Here is a 17,604-nt window from a genome sequence, read left to right as displayed (position 1 = left end):
ACGGCAACGGCGGTCGGGTGGTGCCCGTATGACGCGGGCGCCGCCCAACCGCCGTTGGCGTAAGGGGGGTTCGGTCCTGAGGTGGTCAGTAGGTGGGTCAGTCCTGCTGGGCCGAGGAGGCCTGCACCGGGACGCGTTCGCGAGGTGCCGGGGCGACGACCGCCGGGGCGGCCGACGAGGCGACGATCTGGGAGGCCGTGCGGGCCGGCCTGTGCCGGGGCACGGTCATGGCGACGAGCAGTCCCAGGACGAGTCCCACCAGGGCGATCAGTGCGACCCCCGGGCCCGAATCCGTCTGAGACAGCAGCAGCATGGCGAGCGTCGAGAGAATCACGGTGCACGAACCGTAGGTGAGCTGTGCGACGGTCGGACGAGGCGCGGTCTGACGAGGCATGGCAATCGAGTCCTCGTGGATTCGGGGGTGAGGGGAGCGTGTCGGCCTGGCTTTCCACCGGATATCCGGCGTCCGCCGACCGACTCTAATCGCGTGCATGCCCGACTGGAACGCGCGGTAAGCGTGACCTAACACACGGCTCCGGAGCACAGGGGGCGCACGGAGTCATCACGTCCACCAAGTGGACGCGCCCGCGCGCCGGTCGGGCGACACGTATGGGAAGTATCAAGCCCACATAATGCACTTGACCTGTCCAAGTCAAGGTCTGTCTTTTCTTCTAAACCTCTAGTCAAATTACGTCACTTGACTACACGCGTATACCGCCCGCGGACAGCTTCCGAACCAGGAACCCCCCATCCGCGGCGACGGACGCGGGGGAGGACCCTCAAGTGACCAGCAGACCCTGGACGTTCAGAACGGCGGCCGTGGGCGTGGCACTCGCCACAGCCGCCGCCACCTTCTCCACCTTCGCCATCGCCGAGGCCGACTCGGGCTCAGGCAAGGCGAGTTCGACCGTGCCGGCCGTGAACCGGCACGACCCGGCGGAGCAACAGCACGCCGACCACGACCTCGACGGGCCGCTCAGCCAGACCCAGGAGGCCCAGCGCGAGGAAGCCCTCCGGCAGGTCATCTCGGGCGAGTCCAAGGCCCAGAACCGCAACGGCTCACAGGTCGTGCAGCTGAAGAGCGGCAAGGGCAAGGGCAAGTACGTCGAGCTCGGCCGCGAGCGGACCGACAAGATCTTCACGATCCTCGTCGAGTTCGGCGACCAGGTCGACAGCCGCTATGGCGGCACGCCCGGCCCGCTGCACAACCAGATAGCCGCTCCGGACCGTGCCAAGGACAACAGCACGGCCTGGCAGGCGGACTACAACACCGAGCACTTCAAGCAGCTCTACTTCGGCACCGGCAAGAACGTCGAGTCGATGACGAAGTACTACGAGAAGCAGTCCTCGGGCCGCTACTCGGTCGAGGGCACGGTCTCGGACTGGGTCAAGGTCCCCTACAACGAGGCCCGTTACGGTTCCAACAGCTGCGATCCCGACAACTGCGCCTGGTACGCCGTGCAGGACGGGGTCGCCGCATGGGTCGCGGCGCAGAAGGCGGCCGGCGCGACCGACGCGGCGATCAAGGCCCAGCTGGCCGCGTACGACCAGTGGGACCGCAACGACTTCGACGGCGACGGCAACTTCAACGAACCCGACGGCTACATCGACCACTTCCAGATCGTGCACGCCGGTGAGGACGAGTCCGCCGGAGGCGGCGCGCAGGGCGAGGACGCCATCTGGGCGCACCGCTGGTTCGCGTTCGGCAGCGACAAGGGCGCGACCGGCCCCGCGGGCAACCTCAACGGCGGCACCGAGATCGGTGACTCCGGCATCTGGGTCGGCGACTACACGATCCAGCCGGAGAACGGTGGACTCGGGGTCTTCGCCCACGAGTACGGCCACGACCTCGGCCTGCCGGACCACTACGACACCACCAACACCGGTGAGAACTCGACCGGTTACTGGACCCTGATGTCGTCCGGCTCCTGGCTCGGCACCGGCGGCGACAACATCGGCAACCTGCCCGGCGACATGACCGCCTGGGACAAGCTCCAGCTGGGCTGGCTCAAGTACGACACGGCGAAGGCCGGGAAGAAGTCGAGCCACAAGCTGGGCGTCTCCGAGTACAACACGAAGAACGCCCAGGCGCTCGTCGTCCAGCTGCCGGACAAGACGGTCACCACCGAGGTCGTCCCCCCGGCGCAGGGCGCGACCCAGTGGTGGAGCGGCAGCGCCAACGACCTCAACAACACGCTGACCCGTTCGGTCGACCTCACCGGCAAGTCCTCGGCCACCCTCACCCTGGACGGCTGGTACGACATCGAGGCCGACTACGACTACCTCTACACCGAGGTCTCCACCGACGGCGGCGCGACCTTCACGCCCGTCGACGGCACGGTCGACGGCGCTGCCATCCCGCGTGACGGCAGCGGCAACCCGGCGCTCACCGGCACCGTGGACGCGTACAAGAAGCTCTCGTACTCCCTGGACGCCTACGCGGGCAAGAAGTTCGACCTGCGCTTCCGCTACTCGTCCGACGGCGGTGTCTCCCAGAAGGGCTTCGCGGCCGACGAGATCACCCTCACGGCCGACGGCGCCACCCTCTTCGCCGACAACGCGGAGAGCGCGGACGCGGCCTGGAAGACGAAGGGCTTCTCGCGCATCGGCGCGTCCTTCACGGACAGTTACCCGCAGTACTACATCGCCGAGAACCGCCAGTACGTGTCGTACGACAAGACCCTCAAGGTCGGCCCGTACAACTTCGGCTTCTCGACGACCCGTCCGGACTGGGTCGAGCACTTCCCGTACCAGAACGGCCTGTTGATCTGGAAGTGGGACACCTCCCAGAACGACAACAACGTGACCGCGCACCCGGGTCTCGGCAAGATCCTTCCGGTGGACGCGCACCCGACCCCGCTGAAGTGGGCGGACGGCACCGTGATGCGCAACCGCATCCAGTCCTACGACTCCCCGTTCAGCCTGTACCGCACGGACGCCCTCCGGCTCCACAAGGCGGACGTCCTCACGAAGGTCGCCTCCCAGAAGGGCGTGCCGGTCTTCAACGACCGGACCTCCACGTACTACGACGCGGCGACCCCGCTCGCGGGCGTGAAGATCACTGACACCAACACCAAGATCAAGATCGTCAAGGAGGCCAAGGACGGCTCCACGATCTCGATCCAGGTCGGTCCCGCAGTGAAGTAATTCGTATAACCGCAGCTCAGAGCATGATCGGCCGTGACCCCCTGGCGGGTCGCGGCCGATCGTGTTTAGGTGCCTCCTGTGCCTTTCTTATTGACACCGAGTCCCACGGGGGGTGTGACCGCATGGCCGCAGGAGGTTTCTGCAAGCTGCCCAGTGGCAGCGTGGTGGTGGCGCTGAATCTGCCCAGCCCCACCGCCCCGACCGGCAGACCCACGGGCGTGGGCCTGGACGACGTACGCGTCCTGGTGCTCGCCCAGAACCGCGCCAGGGCACTGACCCGCCTGCGCAACCTCGGCCTGCGAGCGGTCTACCTCCGGGGCAACGCGGAGCCGCCCAGCCCCGACGAGATCACGGCCGTCCTCCACCACCCCGACGGCCTGATATGGCGCACGGCCCCGGCCAACAGCGTCCCCTCGATTCCGGAGCGCACGGAGCTGTGGCACCCGATCAGGTCGCTGCTGCGGAGGCCGCCGGCCCGGGTGTGAGACGGGTGCGGGATGGGGTGTGAGACGGGTGGGACCGCCCTCCGGGGGCCTCGGCCTTTCGGCCTAGTCCCATCGCACGATGTGACCGGGCGGGTGTACGCCGTAATCTCGCCGCATGACGGCAGCTGACTCTTCCCCCGGCGGACCCCGCAGCATCGAGCAGCGCGGACGAGAAGCACTGGAACGGCTCACGCGGGACACCGACGCATGGGTCGCCACGGCCGACGCCACCGGCGAGCCGACCCTCGTACCGCTGACCTTCTGGTGGGACGGCGAGACGGTGTGGCTGGCCACCCGCGACACCAACCCGACCGGCCGCAACCTGCGCACCTCCGGCCGGGTGCGGCTCTCCTTCGGCCACACCCGGGACGTGGTCCTGATACAGGGGACCGCCCGCAGACTGACCAGCGAGGAGCTGCCGGCCTCCGTGGGCGACGCCTTCGCCGCGAAGGACGGCTGGGACCCCCGGGGGAGCGGCCCCTCGTACGTCTGGTTCCAGATCACCCCGGAGGTGATCCAGGCATGGGGAACCGTGCCCGAGATGGCCGACCGGGACCTCATGCGCGACGGCAAGTGGCTGGTCCGGGGCGACTGAGCCAGGGGCGGCCCGAGGCGGGGGGAACAGCGGCGTACGGGCTACCTACCGGACCCACCGGACCTACGGGAGGCGCCGGACGCAGTCAGACGACAGGCTTCCCCGACAGCTCCACGCCCGCCGCCCGCAGCTCCTCCAGGGCCCGCTCCGTCGACTCCTCGGCAACCCCGGCGGTCAGGTCCAGCAGGACCTGCGTGCGGAAGCCCTCGCGGGCCGCGTCCAGAGCCGTGGCCCTGACACAGTGGTCGGTCGCGATACCGACCACGTCCACCTCGTCGATCTCACGGGCCCGCAGCCAGTCACCCAGCCCGACGCCGTTCTCGTCGGCGCCCTCGAAGCCGCTGTAGGCCGCCGCGTACGCGCCCTTGTCGAAGACGGCGTCGATCGCGCCGGAGGCGACCGCCGGGGCGAAGTTCGGGTGGAAGCCCACGCCCTCCGTGCCGGCCACGCAGTGCGCGGGCCAGGAGCGCTGGAAGTCGGGGTTGTCGGCGAAGTGTCCGCCCGGGGCGATGTGGTGGTCGCGGGTCGCCACGACATGGCGGTAACCGGCGGGGGCCTGCCCGATCAGCTCGGTGATCGCGGCGGCGACATCGGCACCCCCGGCCACCGCGAGACTGCCTCCCTCGCAGAAGTCGTTCTGCACGTCTACGACGATCAGGGCGCGGCGCATGGGCGGTGTCCTTCGAGTGTCAGGGGTGCGGGCCCGGGGGCCTGGTCGGTGTGAACATGTGAACTTCCGAGCCTAGAGACTTCCGCTCCACTTCGGGAGGGGGCATTCGGGGCAACCGGCGGGCACGGACGCCTGTTGCCCCTGTGCAGCGGGGGTGTCAGCCCTGCACGGGCAGGTACTCCGTCGGAATGACGGCCTCCCCGCGCGACAGCTGGGTCGCCGACAGCGGCAGATTGGCCCGCGCGCCGGCATGCCGGTCCCGTACGACGTCCAGCGCCTCCCGGGCGACGACCCGACCGCCCTTCACCAGCTCGACCAGCAGCTGCCGGTCCGCCAGCTCGGCCGGCACCGGTCCCGTACCGATCACCTCGGCCTCCGCGAACCCGTCCCGGTCGAGCCGCCGGGCCGCCCACTTCCGGCCCCCGATCGAGGTCTTCCCACCGCTCGACTTCTTCGCCACCGGGGCCAGCGGAGCCTTCGGGTCCGCCGACTCGGCGCGGGCCACCAACTTGTAGACCATCGAGCACGTCGGGTGGCCGGAACCCGTCACCAGCTGGGTGCCGACCCCGTACGCGTCCACGGGCGCCGCCGCCAGCGAGGCGATCGCGTACTCGTCGAGGTCCGAGGTCACGACGATCCGCGTCCCGTGCGCCCCCAGCTCGTCCAGCTGCTGCCGCACCCGGTGCGCGACCAGGAGCAGGTCCCCGGAGTCGATGCGCACCGCACCGAGTTCCGGCCCGGCGACCTCCACCGCCGCCCGTACCGCCTCGGCGACGTCGTACGTGTCCACCAGCAGCGTCGTGTCACGGCCCAGCGAGTCCACCTGGGCTTGGAAGGCGTCCCGCTCGCGGTCGTGGAGCAGGGTGAACGCGTGGGCGCTCGTCCCGACGGTCGGGATGCCGTAGCGGAAACCGGCGGCCAGGTCGGACGTGCTCGTGAAGCCGCCGACGTACGCGGCGCGGGAGGCGGCCACCGCGGCCAGCTCGTGCGTGCGCCGGGCGCCCATCTCGATCAGCGGGCGGTCACCGGCGGCCGAGGCCATCCGGGACGCGGCGGCCGCGATCGCCGAGTCGTGGTTGAGGATCGAGAGGATCACCGTCTCCAGCAGCACACACTCCGCGAAGGAGCCCTCGACGCGCAGGATCGGCGAGCCCGGGAAGTAGACCTCGCCCTCGGGATAGCCCCAGACGTCCCCGGCGAACCGGTACGAGGCCAGCCACTGCAGGGTCTCCTCGTTGACGATCCGGCGCTCGCGCAGGAAGTCGAGGACGGCCGTGTCGAAACGGAAGTTCTCCACCGCGTCGAGCACCCGTCCGGTGCCCGCGACGACGCCGTAGCGCCGGCCCTCCGGCAGCCGCCGCGTGAAGACCTCGAAGACCGACCGCCGGTCGGCGGTGCCCGCCTTGAGGGCTGCCTGGAGCATCGTCAGCTCGTAGTGATCCGTGAAGAGCGCCGTCGAGGGGACGTCCACCGGCAGCCCAAGGTCCGCTGTGTTCATGGACGGGATGCTACCCCCATCTCGTCACTTTGACGATTTCCAGGGTGATTTGGCCGGTGACCCCCTTCTGGTGGCAGCATGGCCTTGTGACGTCACCCGCTCCCGTAGAGATCGAACGCACCGAACCGGCGGAGGAGACCTTCGCCGTACCCGAGCCGGACGTCCCCTGGGTCACCATCGTCCACAACGACCCGGTCAACCTCATGAGCTACGTGACCTACGTCTTCCAGACGTACTTCGGCTACCCGAAGGACAAGGCCACCAAGCTGATGATGGACGTCCACCACAAGGGCCGGGCGGTCGTCTCCAGCGGCAGCCGCGAAGAGATGGAACGCGACGTACAGGCCATGCACGGCTACGGTCTGTGGGCCACCCTCCAGCAGGACCGGAAGTAGCGAACTCACTCCATGCCAGGACACTTCGAACCGCTCCCCGGCGGCGGCGCGGCCGTCGCGCTCGACGACGTCGAGATCTCCATCATCCGGTCGCTGGCCGTCCAGCTCCTGGAGCTGATCGGACCCGGCCCCGCCGAGGACGCCCCCGACGACCCGCTCGCCGAGCTGTTCGCCGAGGGCCCGAGCGAGCCCCCCTCCGACCCGGTGCTCAAACGCCTGTTCCCGGACGCCTACAGCGACCCCGTCGACGTACCGTCGTCACCGGAACAGGCCGAGGAACAGCGGGAGTACTCCTCCGAGTTCCGCCGGTTCACCGAGAACGACCTGCGGACCGGCAAGCGGGAGAGCGCCCTCACGGTGATCCGCTCACTGGACGCGCTGGCGCCGGCCGGCGACGGGGGCGCCGTGCTCAAGCTGACGCACGAGGAGTCCCGGCAGTGGCTGGGCGCGCTCAACGACCTGCGTCTGGCGATCGGCGCCCGGCTCGACGTCATCGACGAGGAGGACACCGACCTCCTCTACCGGCTCCCGGACGAGGACCCGCGCAAGCCGATGGTGATGGCGTACCTGTGGCTGGGCGGCCTGCAGGAGACCCTCGTCACCACGCTGATGCCCTGAGGAGCCGCCGCGGATTCCGGCATGTGGGCCGTCCCGTACCAACCCTCGGTACGGCACGGCCCCTCTGCTTATCCTGGCCAGCATGCTGACCATCACCCAGGCCCTCGTCGACCAGATCGTCGCGCACGCACGCAAGGACCACCCAGACGAGGCGTGCGGCGTCGTCGCCGGCCCGGCGGGCTCCGACCGGCCCGAGCGCTTCATCCCGATGCTGAACGCGGCCATGTCGCCCACGTTCTACGAGTTCGACTCCGGGGACCTGCTCAAGCTGTACCGGGAGATGGACGACCGCGACGAGGAGCCGGTGGTCATCTACCACTCCCACACGGCGACCGAGGCCCACCCCTCCCGCACGGACATCTCCTACGCCAACGAACCCGGCGCCCACTACGTCCTCGTGTCCACGGCCGACACCGACGGCCTCGGCGAGTTCCAGTTCCGCTCGTTCCGGATCGTCGAGGGAGAGGTGACGGAGGAGGAGGTCAGCGTCGTGGAGGCGTACTGATCTCCCGCAGATCTCCCGCCGAACGCCCGCCCATCTCATCCATCGGCCCGAAAATGTCCACAGTGCGGGACGGGCCTCCAGGATCCGGACCGGGAATCGATACGATGAGCGCATGGTTTCCTACGACGTGAGCGAGAAGACGCCGGGCACCCCGCTGCTCGTGGCGCGGCTGCACGTCGACCTGTGCAGGCTGGCCAGCGCCATCTGTTGACGCTGTCCCCTGCCGCCGTACGGCCGTGAGCCGCGGCGCCTCACACGCATGACCTGCACGAACCAGCTTTTCGCGCCGCCGCGCGCCCATCGACCTACCACTCCCGACAGGAGCCCCGAGCCATGGCCATCGAGGTCCGCATCCCGACCATCCTCCGCACCTACACCGACGGCGAGAAGGCCGTCCCCGGTGCCGGAGAGACCCTCGCCGAGCTCCTCGCCGACCTCGAAACCCGGCACACGGGCGTCCAGGCCCGCATCGTGGACGACGGCAAGCTGCGCCGCTTCGTCAACGTCTACCTCAACGACGAGGACGTCCGCTTCCTCGACGGCATCAACACCAAGCTCGCCGACGGCGACACCGTGACGATCCTGCCGGCCGTCGCCGGCGGCATGGTCTGATCGGCCCCTGGCACCCATGCGCTACGACTCGCCGCTGGCCGCGGTAGGCAACACCCCCCTGGTGCGCCTGCCGCGGCTCTCGCCGTCCGCCGACGTACGGATCTGGGCGAAGCTGGAGGACCGCAACCCCACCGGCTCGGTCAAGGACCGCCCCGCCCTGCACATGGTCGAGCAGGCCGAGAAGGACGGCCGGCTCACCCCCGGCTGCACCATCCTGGAGCCCACCTCCGGCAACACCGGCATCTCGCTCGCCATGGCCGCCAAGCTCAAGGGCTACCGCATGGTCTGCGTGATGCCCGAGAACACCTCGCAGGAACGCCGCGAGCTGCTCGCCATGTGGGGCGCCGAGATCATCCCCAGCCCCGCCGCCGGCGGCTCCAACACGGCCGTACGGGTCGCCAAGGAGCTCGCCGCCGAGCACCCGGACTGGGTGATGCTCTACCAGTACGGCAACCCCGACAACGCGGGCGCCCACTACGCCACCACAGGCCCGGAGATCCTCACAGACCTCCCCTCCATCACCCACTTCGTGGCCGGCCTCGGCACCACGGGCACGCTGATGGGCGTCGGCCGCTACCTCCGCGAGCACAAGCCGGACGTGAAGATCGTCGCCGCCGAGCCGCGCTACGACGACCTCGTGTACGGCCTGCGCAACCTCGACGAGGGCTTCGTACCCGAGCTGTACGACGCCTCCGTCCTCACCACCCGCTTCTCCGTCGGCTCGGCGGACGCGGTCACCCGCACCCGGGAACTCCTCCAGCAGGAGGGCATCTTCGCGGGCGTCTCCACCGGCGCCGCCCTGCACGCCGCGATCGGCGTCGGCAACAAGGCCGTCAAGGCGGGCGAGAGCGCGGACATCGTCTTCGTCGTCGCCGACGGTGGCTGGAAATACCTCTCGACAGGCGTCTACACGGCGGCCACGACAGAGGAAGCCATCAAGACACTGCAGGGCCAGCTCTGGGCGTGAGCCCCTGACCGGCCCATCGCGAACCTGTTCGGGTTCCGCACTACGACGCGAGGTGTCGGACCTGGTCCCACAGGGCCGGGTCCACCACCCCCACCCGCCGCCGGAACTCATGAACGGGCAGGTCACGCAGCTCGTCCGTCTCCAGGAAACTCGGCCGGCCCTGGGCGTCACCCACCGCCCCGGGCGGCAACGGGATCACCCCGGGCCGCTCGTCGTGGTACTTGCTGGTGATCTTCGCGACCGTCGCGCGCCGCCCGCGCACCGCGAGCACCAGACACGGCCGGTCCTTGCCCCCGGGACCGTCCTCGAAGGGCACGTTCGCCCACCAGATCTCCGCGGGCCGGGGCCGCGCGGACCGCCCCCGCTGCCCCTTCGGCTCCCCGGGCCGACCCGGCGGCCTGCCCCCGCGCCTCGGGTGCCGATGCCCGCGCCCCCAGCCGTCCACCAGCGCCGCGACCAGCGCGAGCAGCACGACGGCCGCCAGGGCGAGCCACCATGACGTGTCCATACGGAAGACGGTACCGGCGCACTCCGCACGCCGCCCGCCCTACCGGCGCTTCACGTCCAGCCGAACCGGTGACAGCACAGGTGAGTTCGCCCACAACAGCCCTTGACGGAGGAGCGACGGGGGGTTTTGCGCCTTACGCTCGACAGCACCGCAAGAACCCCGTCACGTTCGTTTTGACGCTCCCCGCCAGCGGAGGTTTCTGCTTTATGAAGCTCACCGTCGTCGGCTGCTCAGGGTCGTTCCCGTCCGCGGAATCGGCCTGTTCGAGCTACCTCGTAGAGGCCGACGGCTTCCGGCTGCTTCTCGACATGGGCAACGGTGCCCTTGGCGAGTTGCAGCGCCACTGCGGTCTCTACGACCTCGACGCGATCTTTCTCAGCCATCTGCACGCCGATCACTGCATCGACATGTGCGCGTACTTCGTCGCACGGTACTACCGCCACGAGGGCGGGCGCTGCGATCCGATCCCGGTCTACGGCCCCGAAGGCACCGAGCACCGTCTCACCACCGCCTACGCCGACACCCCCACCGCCTCCTCCATGAGCGAGGTCTTCGACTTCCACACGGTCAAGCCGAGCACGTTCGACATCGGCCCCTTCACCGTCCACACCGAGCGGGTGCGGCACCCGGTGGAGGCGTACGGCATCCGCATCGAGCACGCCGGGAAGTCCCTGACGTACTCCGGGGACACCGGCGTCAGCGACACGCTGGAGCAACTCGCCCGGAACACCGACCTGTTCCTCTGCGAGGCCGCGTTCACGCACGGCAAGGAGAACATCCCGGACCTGCACCTCAACGGCCGCGAGGCGGGCCAGACGGCGAAACGCGCGGGCGCGCACAAGCTCGTCCTGACCCACATCCCCCCGTGGACCGACCCGCAGGTCAACCTGGCCGACGCCCGCGAGGTGTTCCGGGGACCGGTGGAACTGGCGACGCCACGGGTGACGTACGAGATCTGACGCCGCGTAGGCGCACGGAGGCCCCGGAACCGACTCGGTTCCGGGGCCTCCGTCATACATGGCTCACGCCTTGGTGAGGTCCTCGATCTCCTCCTCGGGCTCGCGGCCGGGGGTGGGGAGGTTGTACTTCGTGATGGCGAAGCGGAAGACGAAGTAGTAGACGGCACCGAAGACCAGGCCGACCGGGATCAGCAGCCAGGGCTTGGTGGAGATGCCCCAGTTGATGAAGACGTCGATGAACCCGGCCGAGAAGCTGAAGCCCATGTGCATGCCCAAGGCCCAGGTCACGGCCATCGAGATCGCGGTGAGGACCGCGTGGATGGCGTACAGCACCGGGGCGATGAACATGAAGGTGAACTCGATCGGCTCGGTGACACCCGTGACGAACGAGGTCAGCGCCATCGACATCATCATGCCCAGCACGGCCTTGCGACGCTCGGGCCGGGCGGAGTGCGCGATCGCGAGGGCGGCGGCCGGCAGACCGAACATCATGATCGGGAAGAAGCCGGTCATGAACATACCGGCGGACGGGTCGCCGCCGAAGAATCGCGGCAGGTCGCCGTGGAAGACCGTGCCGGCGGAGTTGGTGAAGTCGCCGATCTGGAACCAGGCCACCGAGTTCACGAACTGGTGCATGCCGATCGGGATCAGCGCGCGGTTGATGAGGCCGAAGAGCGCGGCGCCGAACGAACCCAGACCGGTCATCCATTCGCCGAAGTTGGTGATGACATCACCGATGGGCTGCCAGCCCACAACGACCAGGACACCGAGCACCGTTCCGAGGGCGGCCGTGATGATCGGCACAAGCCGCCGGCCGTTGAAGAAGCCGAGCCAGTCGACGAGCTGCTTGCGGTGGTAGCGCTGCCAGAGCACCGCCGTCAGGAGGCCAAGGATGATGCCGCCCAGCACACCCGGGTTCTCGAAGGTCGCGGTCTGGGCAGCCTCCGTGCCCTTCTGCCAGAAGCCGCCGCCGAGTCCGGTCCCGGTGTAGGTGGCGCCGTCGTGGCCGTCCTTGATCGGGTACTGGTGGATCACCGCGTAGTAGGTGAGGAACCCGACCACGGCGGCCAGCGCCGTCGAGCCGTCGGACTTCTTCGCGAAGCCGATGGCCACGCCTATACAGAACAGCAGGGGCAGACCGAAGGAACCGTCCAGCAGGGCGCCGCCGGCTCCGGCGAACACCTTCGCCACATCGGCGGGGATATGGAACCTCTGCTGGGAGTCCGCTTGACCGAGGCGGAGCAGAAGCCCCGCCGCCGGAAGTACGGCGATCGGCAACTGCAGGCTGCGGCCGACCTTCTGCAGGCCCTGGAACAGGCCGGATCCCCTCTTCTTCGCGGGGACCGCCGCGGCGGTGGCGGTGCTCATACATCCTCCAACGGGTGAACGTGGTCTACACCAGTCAGTGGTGTAGACCATGTTGTAGCACGGTGAAGGCCGCATAAGGAACCCACGATTTCACAATGAATGGGAACTGGTGTAGACCAGTCGGCGAACAGTGCGCGGATCGCTCGCGAAGATCGGTCAACTGTGGGTTACTGCGACAAAGCGGCTCGGACCAGGGAGTACGACATGTCCACCAAGGCAGAGAAGATCGTCGCCGGCCTCGGCGGCCTCGACAACATCGAAGAGGTCGAAGGCTGCATCACCCGCCTCCGCTGCGAGGTCATCGACCCCGCACTGGTCGACGACGCCGCCCTCAAGGCCGCCGGCGCCCACGGCGTGGTCAAGATGGGCACCGCCATCCAGGTCGTCATCGGCACGGACGCCGACCCCATCGCGGCAGACATCGAAGACATGATGTAACCCGGGAACCGAACCCCCGTACCCAGTACGGACGTTCACCCCCGCAGGGGCCCTTCCCCACCACGGGAAGGGCCCCATCCCCGTTCCCGCTAGGCTCGTCGCCATGTCACGTATCGACGGCCGCACCCCTGAACAGCTCCGCCCCGTCACCATCGAACGCGGATGGAGCAAGCACGCCGAGGGCTCCGTCCTCGTCTCCTTCGGCGACACGAAGGTCTTCTGCACCGCCTCCGTCACCGAGGGCGTCCCGCGCTGGCGCAAGGGCAGCGGCGAGGGCTGGGTCACCGCCGAATACTCGATGCTCCCGCGCGCCACCAACACCCGCGGCGACCGCGAATCCGTACGCGGCAAGATCGGCGGCCGTACGCACGAGATCAGCCGCCTCATCGGCCGCTCCCTGCGCGCCGTCATCGACTACAAGGCGCTCGGCGAGAACACCATCGTCCTCGACTGCGACGTCCTCCAGGCCGACGGCGGCACCCGCACGGCCGCCATCACCGGCGCGTACGTCGCCCTCGCCGACGCCATCACCTGGGCCCAGGGCCGGAAACTGATCCGGGCCAACCGCCAGCCCCTCACCGGCACGGTCAGCGCGGTGTCGGTCGGCATCGTCGGCGGAGTGCCCCTGCTGGACCTCTGCTACGAGGAAGACGTCCGCGCCGAGACCGACATGAACGTCGTCTGCACCGGAGACGGCCGCTTCGTCGAGGTCCAGGGCACCGCCGAAGCCGAACCGTTCGCCCGCGACGAGCTGAACTCCATCCTCGACCTCGCGGTCGCCGGCTGCACCGACCTGGCCGCCCTCCAGCGCAAGGCACTGGAAACGACGCTGGAAAGGTAAAGGGCGCACCAAGTAGGGTGCCGGTCGCGGGCAACCGCACCGCCAACCATCACGTCTTCATCGGTACGGGCGTACGGCACACCGCCGTGCGCCCGGCCAGCTGTCAGGGGGCGTACGCACCGGCTGAACCGAGCCGCACCGAGCCGCATCGACGTACCGCGCCCCGTTCTCGAACGAGAGGAACCATCACCATGGCCGTGAGCCGCCGACCCGGCCACCGCACCGCCGCCATCGCCGCAACCCTGGCCGCCGTCGCGCTGACCGCCGGTCTCACCACCGGCTGCGACGCCGTCAACAAGGCCCTGGACTGCGTCCAGACCGCCGACGCCGTCGCCACCAGCGTCTCCAACCTCCAGAACGCCGTCGAGAACGCGGCGAACGACCCGACCCAGGCGGACGAGGCCCTCGCGTCGATCGACAAGAGCCTCGACGACCTCGGCGACAAGACGGACAACACCGATGTCAACAAGGCGGTCGACGACCTCAACAAGGCCGTGGACAACGTCCGTTCGGCCATCAAGAACGGTGACGCGACCCCGGACGTCAGCGGCGTCACGGACGCGGCGGGCGAACTGACGAAGGTCTGCACGTCGTAGCTCGGCGTGGGTGACAGGACAGCAAGAGCGCCCGCGATACTGGACGCCATGACACGCCTGATCCTCGCCACCCGTAACGCCGGAAAGATCACCGAGCTGCGGCAGATCCTCGCCGACGCGGCCCTCCCCATGGACCTGGTCGGCGCGGAGGCCTACCCCGACATCCCCGACGTCAAGGAAACAGGCGTCACCTTCGCCGAGAACGCCCTCCTCAAGGCCCACGCCCTGGCCCAGGCAACCGGCCTCCCGGCGGTGGCCGACGACTCGGGCCTGTGCGTGGATGTCCTGAACGGCGCCCCGGGCATCTTCTCGGCCCGCTGGTCGGGCCGACACGGCGACGACCAAGCGAACCTGGACCTCCTGCTGGCCCAGCTCTCGGACATCGCGGACGAACACCGGGGCGCCCACTTCGCCTGCGCGGCGGCGCTGGCTCTGCCGGACGGCAGGGAGCGAGTGGTCGAGGGCCGGCTGCGGGGAGTGCTGCGGCACGCTCCGGTGGGCACGGGCGGCTTCGGCTACGACCCGATCCTCCAGCCGGAGGGCGAGACGCGGACCTGCGCGGAGTTGAGCGCGGCGGAGAAGAACGCGATCAGCCATCGGGGGCAGGCGTTCCGGGGGTTGGTGCCGGTGGTTCGGGAGTTGTTGGGCTGAGGAGTGCCAGAGGGGCCGCCCAATGGGCAGCCCCTCTTTGTGTGTGCGGCCGGTGGGACTCGAACCCACACGGGCTTTCGCCCATTGCGCCCTAAACGCAACTCGGCTGCCAATTACGACACGGCCGCCCAAAACGGTCAATTTACTCAACCGCCAGCAATCAGTCTAAGGGGATGGGCGTCAGCTGGCGAGAGGCACCCTCTCCTTTTTGCGGCACCAGGTCTCCGTCAGCGCATGACAGTTGGGGCAGAGGTATCGCAGGTTCTCCTGGCGATTGTCCCGCCAGTCCCCGTTGATGTGGTCGATCTGCAAGGTGATGGGTCGGCCCAGCCACTCTCCGGTGTTGCCGCAGCTTTCGCATGCGTACGGCACTCCGACCTCGTTCAGGGCCCGGTGCAGCTGAGTCCTGTTGGTCCGGCCCGCGTGGTCGGGTAGAACAGCCAGCACTCGGTGTGCTGTGGGCGCGGGCGCCGGGCGATCAGGTCGTCCCCAGGCTCGACGCTTGAAGTGGGTTGTGTCGAGGTCGAGGCGGGTTGCCGCGCGACGGACCCGCCGATGGTTGACGTCGTTGACGTCCAGGCCGAGGCCGCGCATCACGTCGGCATAGCTCGCGGAGCGCGGCACGAGGTCGCGAAGACTGTCTTCCGAGATGGTCGCGCGTTGATGCGAGAGATGCTCCGCACTGATGCCTTCCGCACGCAACATGCGGCTCAGCGTCGCACGGGACCGACTGTCGTCCGGTATGCCCAGAGCGCGCGCCACTCCCCGCACGCTCGTGGCTCCTGCTGCCGCCGCTTGCAGTTCCTCGGGGGTGAAGGGCAGGTCCACCTCCGCCCGATTCACCCCGGGGAAGTGACTGATGTCGATTCCTGCGGCATCGATACGACGCCTGATGTGGGAAAGGGTTCCGGTGGCCGGGGTGGCGCCCAGCTTCAGCGCTACCTCGCGCAGCGACGAGGACGAAGTCGCGGCTTCCGCGATGGCGGCGTCAGGGTATTTACGCCATGGGCTGCGCTTTGCGAAGTGGCTGGTGTCCAGCCCATGGCCGGCGACTTTCTCCTGGAGCACGCGGCGCTGACCTCCGCTGGGTCGAAGTCCGAGCCGCCGCATCAGGTCCGTCCAGTTGCGTGCCTCGCTGACTGCGGGTGTGAGCCGTTCCTTTTCGTACGGATCAGAAGGCGTCGTCGCCGGAGTCGGTGCGCTCTGCATGCTTGTTTGACCCTCCGTTCCGGCCGCGCGTTCGCAGCCCGTACGGAGTAACGAACAGTTCATCGGGCAGTCACGCCCGAAAAGTAAAGCGGCCCGCGCGAGGTCATCCCGTACGAGCCGCTCAGTCAGTAGGAAACAGGCCCTCAGACGCCCAGGTCCTTGATGATCTTGGCTACGTGGCCGGTTGCCCGGACGTTGTACAGGGCCCGTTCGACCTTGCCCTCCTCGTCCACCACGATGGTGGAGCGGATGACGCCCATGTACGTCTTGCCGTAGTTCACCTTCTCGCCGAAGGCGGCGTACGCCTCCAGGACCGTCTTGTCGGTGTCGCCGAGCAGGGTGACCTTCAGGTTCTCCTTCTCGCGGAACTTCGCGAGCTTCTCCGGCTTGTCGGGGGAGATGCCGATCACGTCGTACCCGGCGCCGGCCAGCAGTTCCAGGTTGTCCGTGAAGTCGCAGGCCTGCTTGGTGCAGCCGGGGGTCAGGGCGGCCGGGTAGAAGTAGACGATGACCTTGCGGCCCTTGTGGTCGGCCAGCGACACCTCGTTGCCGTCGGCGTCGGGCAGGGTGAAGGCGGGGGCCACATCACCGGGCTGGAGTCGCTCGCTCATCCGTCTGGTCTCCTCGTACGTCCTTGTGCGTCCACGTGCACCCTTGAAGGGTGCCTGTCCGAGCCTAACCGGGGGTGCTGACAGTGCGGTCCGAGGCGGAACTGACAGACTGTCCGGAGCAATGCATCCAGCGGACTTCGGAGGGCGTACGGTGGCGGACACCTCGGACAGCAGCAGAACCCCGGCGCAGATCGAGGCGGACATCAAGCGCCGGCGCGAGACGTTGGCCGAGACGCTCGACGAGATCGGGGTGCGGGTGCACCCGAAGACGATCGTCGGCGATGCCAAGGCCAAGGTCGTCTCCAGCGTTGATCACACCCTCGGGCGCGCCTATGTCGGCGTCAACCGTGTCGTCGGCGACGTCAAGGGACAGTTCGTCGACGAGGAGGGTGCTCCGAGGCTGGAGCGGATCGTGCCCGTCGCCCTCGTCGTCGTGGGGCTTGTCGGGCTGCTGACTCTCGGGACCCGGCGGCGCAGGGGCTGACGGGACAGGTAGGTTCGGAGGGTGAGCGCCAAAAGCAGTGAGAAGAGCATCCATCACGACAAGCTGCCCATCCGGATGCTGCACGACCGTGTGCTCGTGCGGCAGGACGCCAGCGAGGGTGAGCGGCGTTCCGGTGGCGGGATCCTGATTCCCGCCACCGCTGCCGTCGGGCGCAGGCTGGCCTGGGCGGAGGTCGTCGCGGTCGGGCAGAACGTCCGGACGGTGGAGCCGGGTGACCGTGTGCTGTACGACCCGGAGGATCTCGCCGAGGTCGAGGTGCGCGGGGTGGCCTACGTGCTGATGCGCGAGCGCGATCTGCATGCCGTCGCGGCGGACCGGTTCGAGGGGTCCGAGGACTCGACCGGGCTGTATCTGTAGGACAGGGAATCCAGGCAATCCCGGGGCTGGTGACCATCGTCACCAGCCCCTTTCCCGTTCTACGGCTTC

Annotated in this window: 23 protein-coding genes and 1 tRNA gene; 16 read left to right on the top strand and 8 right to left on the bottom strand. The window is 68.7% G+C overall.

Going from position 1 to position 17,604, the window contains the following annotated elements; all coding sequences use genetic code 11:
- Positions 1 to 97: 97 nt before the first annotated feature.
- Positions 98 to 394, bottom strand: coding sequence for a hypothetical protein (locus tag OG241_RS21420; protein ID WP_405817137.1), 297 nt, complete (start codon positions 392 to 394; stop codon positions 98 to 100).
- Positions 395 to 783: 389 nt separating this feature from the next.
- Here OG241_RS21420 and OG241_RS21415 point away from each other — a divergent pair, with 389 nt between their 5' ends.
- The 3 genes from OG241_RS21415 to OG241_RS21405 all read left to right on the top strand — a co-directional run bounded on the left by OG241_RS21415 (position 784) and on the right by OG241_RS21405 (position 4,227).
- Entirely contained in the window at positions 784 to 3,147 is a 2,364-nt protein-coding gene (locus tag OG241_RS21415; protein ID WP_405817136.1) for an immune inhibitor A domain-containing protein, read from the top strand.
- Between the two features lie 122 nt (positions 3,148 to 3,269).
- Positions 3,270 to 3,632 carry a hypothetical protein gene (locus OG241_RS21410; RefSeq protein WP_405817135.1) on the top strand — a complete coding sequence of 121 codons (363 nt, stop codon included), beginning with the start codon at positions 3,270 to 3,272 and terminating at the stop codon, positions 3,630 to 3,632.
- Positions 3,633 to 3,747: 115 nt separating this feature from the next.
- Positions 3,748 to 4,227, top strand: coding sequence for a pyridoxamine 5'-phosphate oxidase family protein (locus tag OG241_RS21405; protein WP_405817134.1), 480 nt, complete (start codon positions 3,748 to 3,750; stop codon positions 4,225 to 4,227).
- 85 nt (positions 4,228 to 4,312) lie between these two features.
- Here OG241_RS21405 and OG241_RS21400 read toward each other — a convergent pair whose 3' ends face one another.
- Both OG241_RS21400 and OG241_RS21395 read right to left on the bottom strand, forming a co-directional pair.
- Positions 4,313 to 4,897: a nicotinamidase gene (locus OG241_RS21400; RefSeq protein ID WP_405817133.1), complete on the bottom strand. Its 585-nt coding sequence runs from the start codon at positions 4,895 to 4,897 to the stop codon at positions 4,313 to 4,315.
- 157 nt (positions 4,898 to 5,054) lie between these two features.
- The gene (locus OG241_RS21395) at positions 5,055 to 6,395 is read right to left on the bottom strand and encodes a nicotinate phosphoribosyltransferase (protein WP_405817132.1); all 1,341 of its coding nucleotides are present in this window, start codon (positions 6,393 to 6,395) and stop codon (positions 5,055 to 5,057) included.
- Positions 6,396 to 6,481: 86 nt separating this feature from the next.
- On the opposite strand from OG241_RS21395, the gene clpS reads away from it, so the two are divergent.
- The 6 genes from clpS (at position 6,482) to OG241_RS21365 (ending at position 9,492) form a co-directional block, all read left to right on the top strand.
- Complete coding sequence (gene clpS, locus OG241_RS21390; RefSeq protein WP_334594042.1) at positions 6,482 to 6,790, top strand: ATP-dependent Clp protease adapter ClpS; 309 nt, start codon at positions 6,482 to 6,484, stop codon at positions 6,788 to 6,790.
- A 12-nt stretch (positions 6,791 to 6,802) separates the two neighbouring features.
- On the top strand, positions 6,803 to 7,408 hold the full coding sequence (locus OG241_RS21385) for a DUF2017 domain-containing protein (protein ID WP_405817131.1): 606 nt from the start codon (positions 6,803 to 6,805) through the stop codon (positions 7,406 to 7,408).
- 82 nt (positions 7,409 to 7,490) lie between these two features.
- Positions 7,491 to 7,913 (top strand): Mov34/MPN/PAD-1 family protein, encoded by a 423-nt coding sequence (locus tag OG241_RS21380; RefSeq protein ID WP_405817130.1) that lies wholly within the window; start codon positions 7,491 to 7,493, stop codon positions 7,911 to 7,913.
- A 112-nt stretch (positions 7,914 to 8,025) separates the two neighbouring features.
- On the top strand, positions 8,026 to 8,124 hold the full coding sequence (locus OG241_RS21375; protein ID WP_107090850.1) for a putative leader peptide: 99 nt from the start codon (positions 8,026 to 8,028) through the stop codon (positions 8,122 to 8,124).
- A gap of 122 nt (positions 8,125 to 8,246) precedes the next feature.
- Positions 8,247 to 8,525 carry a MoaD/ThiS family protein gene (locus OG241_RS21370; RefSeq protein WP_006381347.1) on the top strand — a complete coding sequence of 93 codons (279 nt, stop codon included), beginning with the start codon at positions 8,247 to 8,249 and terminating at the stop codon, positions 8,523 to 8,525.
- Between the two features lie 16 nt (positions 8,526 to 8,541).
- On the top strand, positions 8,542 to 9,492 hold the full coding sequence (locus tag OG241_RS21365; protein WP_405817129.1) for a PLP-dependent cysteine synthase family protein: 951 nt from the start codon (positions 8,542 to 8,544) through the stop codon (positions 9,490 to 9,492).
- A 40-nt stretch (positions 9,493 to 9,532) separates the two neighbouring features.
- On the opposite strand, the gene OG241_RS21360 is transcribed toward OG241_RS21365, so the two are convergent.
- Positions 9,533 to 10,000 carry a type II toxin-antitoxin system PemK/MazF family toxin gene (locus OG241_RS21360; protein WP_405817128.1) on the bottom strand — a complete coding sequence of 156 codons (468 nt, stop codon included), beginning with the start codon at positions 9,998 to 10,000 and terminating at the stop codon, positions 9,533 to 9,535.
- A gap of 206 nt (positions 10,001 to 10,206) precedes the next feature.
- Between OG241_RS21360 and OG241_RS21355 the strand changes: the two genes are divergently transcribed.
- Complete coding sequence (locus OG241_RS21355) at positions 10,207 to 10,959, top strand: MBL fold metallo-hydrolase (protein ID WP_405817127.1); 753 nt, start codon at positions 10,207 to 10,209, stop codon at positions 10,957 to 10,959.
- A gap of 63 nt (positions 10,960 to 11,022) precedes the next feature.
- Here OG241_RS21355 and OG241_RS21350 read toward each other — a convergent pair whose 3' ends face one another.
- Positions 11,023 to 12,327 (bottom strand): PTS transporter subunit EIIC, encoded by a 1,305-nt coding sequence (locus tag OG241_RS21350; protein WP_405817126.1) that lies wholly within the window; start codon positions 12,325 to 12,327, stop codon positions 11,023 to 11,025.
- 99 nt (positions 12,328 to 12,426) lie between these two features.
- Here OG241_RS21350 and OG241_RS21345 point away from each other — a divergent pair, with 99 nt between their 5' ends.
- From OG241_RS21345 to rdgB, 4 genes are all read left to right on the top strand, one after another.
- A complete protein-coding gene (locus tag OG241_RS21345; RefSeq protein WP_405817125.1) occupies positions 12,427 to 12,765 on the top strand; it encodes a glucose PTS transporter subunit EIIB in 339 nt (112 codons plus the stop codon).
- Positions 12,766 to 12,868: 103 nt separating this feature from the next.
- Positions 12,869 to 13,606: a ribonuclease PH gene (rph, locus tag OG241_RS21340; RefSeq protein ID WP_405817124.1), complete on the top strand. Its 738-nt coding sequence runs from the start codon at positions 12,869 to 12,871 to the stop codon at positions 13,604 to 13,606.
- A 191-nt stretch (positions 13,607 to 13,797) separates the two neighbouring features.
- Positions 13,798 to 14,202: a hypothetical protein gene (locus tag OG241_RS21335; RefSeq protein ID WP_405817123.1), complete on the top strand. Its 405-nt coding sequence runs from the start codon at positions 13,798 to 13,800 to the stop codon at positions 14,200 to 14,202.
- Positions 14,203 to 14,250: 48 nt separating this feature from the next.
- Positions 14,251 to 14,853 carry an RdgB/HAM1 family non-canonical purine NTP pyrophosphatase gene (rdgB, locus tag OG241_RS21330; protein ID WP_405817122.1) on the top strand — a complete coding sequence of 201 codons (603 nt, stop codon included), beginning with the start codon at positions 14,251 to 14,253 and terminating at the stop codon, positions 14,851 to 14,853.
- A 44-nt stretch (positions 14,854 to 14,897) separates the two neighbouring features.
- On the opposite strand, the gene OG241_RS21325 is transcribed toward rdgB, so the two are convergent.
- From OG241_RS21325 to bcp, 3 genes are all read right to left on the bottom strand, one after another.
- Positions 14,898 to 14,981: transfer RNA gene (locus OG241_RS21325), tRNA-Leu, on the bottom strand.
- Between the two features lie 52 nt (positions 14,982 to 15,033).
- Positions 15,034 to 16,062 (bottom strand): HNH endonuclease, encoded by a 1,029-nt coding sequence (locus OG241_RS21320; protein WP_405817121.1) that lies wholly within the window; start codon positions 16,060 to 16,062, stop codon positions 15,034 to 15,036.
- Between the two features lie 143 nt (positions 16,063 to 16,205).
- Positions 16,206 to 16,673, bottom strand: a complete 468-nt coding sequence (gene bcp, locus OG241_RS21315; protein WP_405817120.1) for a thioredoxin-dependent thiol peroxidase — start codon at positions 16,671 to 16,673, stop codon at positions 16,206 to 16,208.
- A gap of 151 nt (positions 16,674 to 16,824) precedes the next feature.
- On the opposite strand from bcp, the gene OG241_RS21310 reads away from it, so the two are divergent.
- Both OG241_RS21310 and OG241_RS21305 read left to right on the top strand, forming a co-directional pair.
- Entirely contained in the window at positions 16,825 to 17,157 is a 333-nt protein-coding gene (locus OG241_RS21310; RefSeq protein ID WP_405817119.1) for a DUF3618 domain-containing protein, read from the top strand.
- A gap of 75 nt (positions 17,158 to 17,232) precedes the next feature.
- Positions 17,233 to 17,535, top strand: coding sequence for a GroES family chaperonin (locus OG241_RS21305; RefSeq protein ID WP_405826354.1), 303 nt, complete (start codon positions 17,233 to 17,235; stop codon positions 17,533 to 17,535).
- Positions 17,536 to 17,604: the final 69 nt, after the last annotated feature.

This window comes from Streptomyces sp. NBC_01390, from assembly GCF_045040105.1.
Classification (GTDB): Bacteria; Actinomycetota; Actinomycetes; order Streptomycetales; family Streptomycetaceae; genus Streptomyces.
Note: the sequence above shows the minus strand (reverse complement) of the source record. Positions and strands in the feature narration are given on the sequence as shown.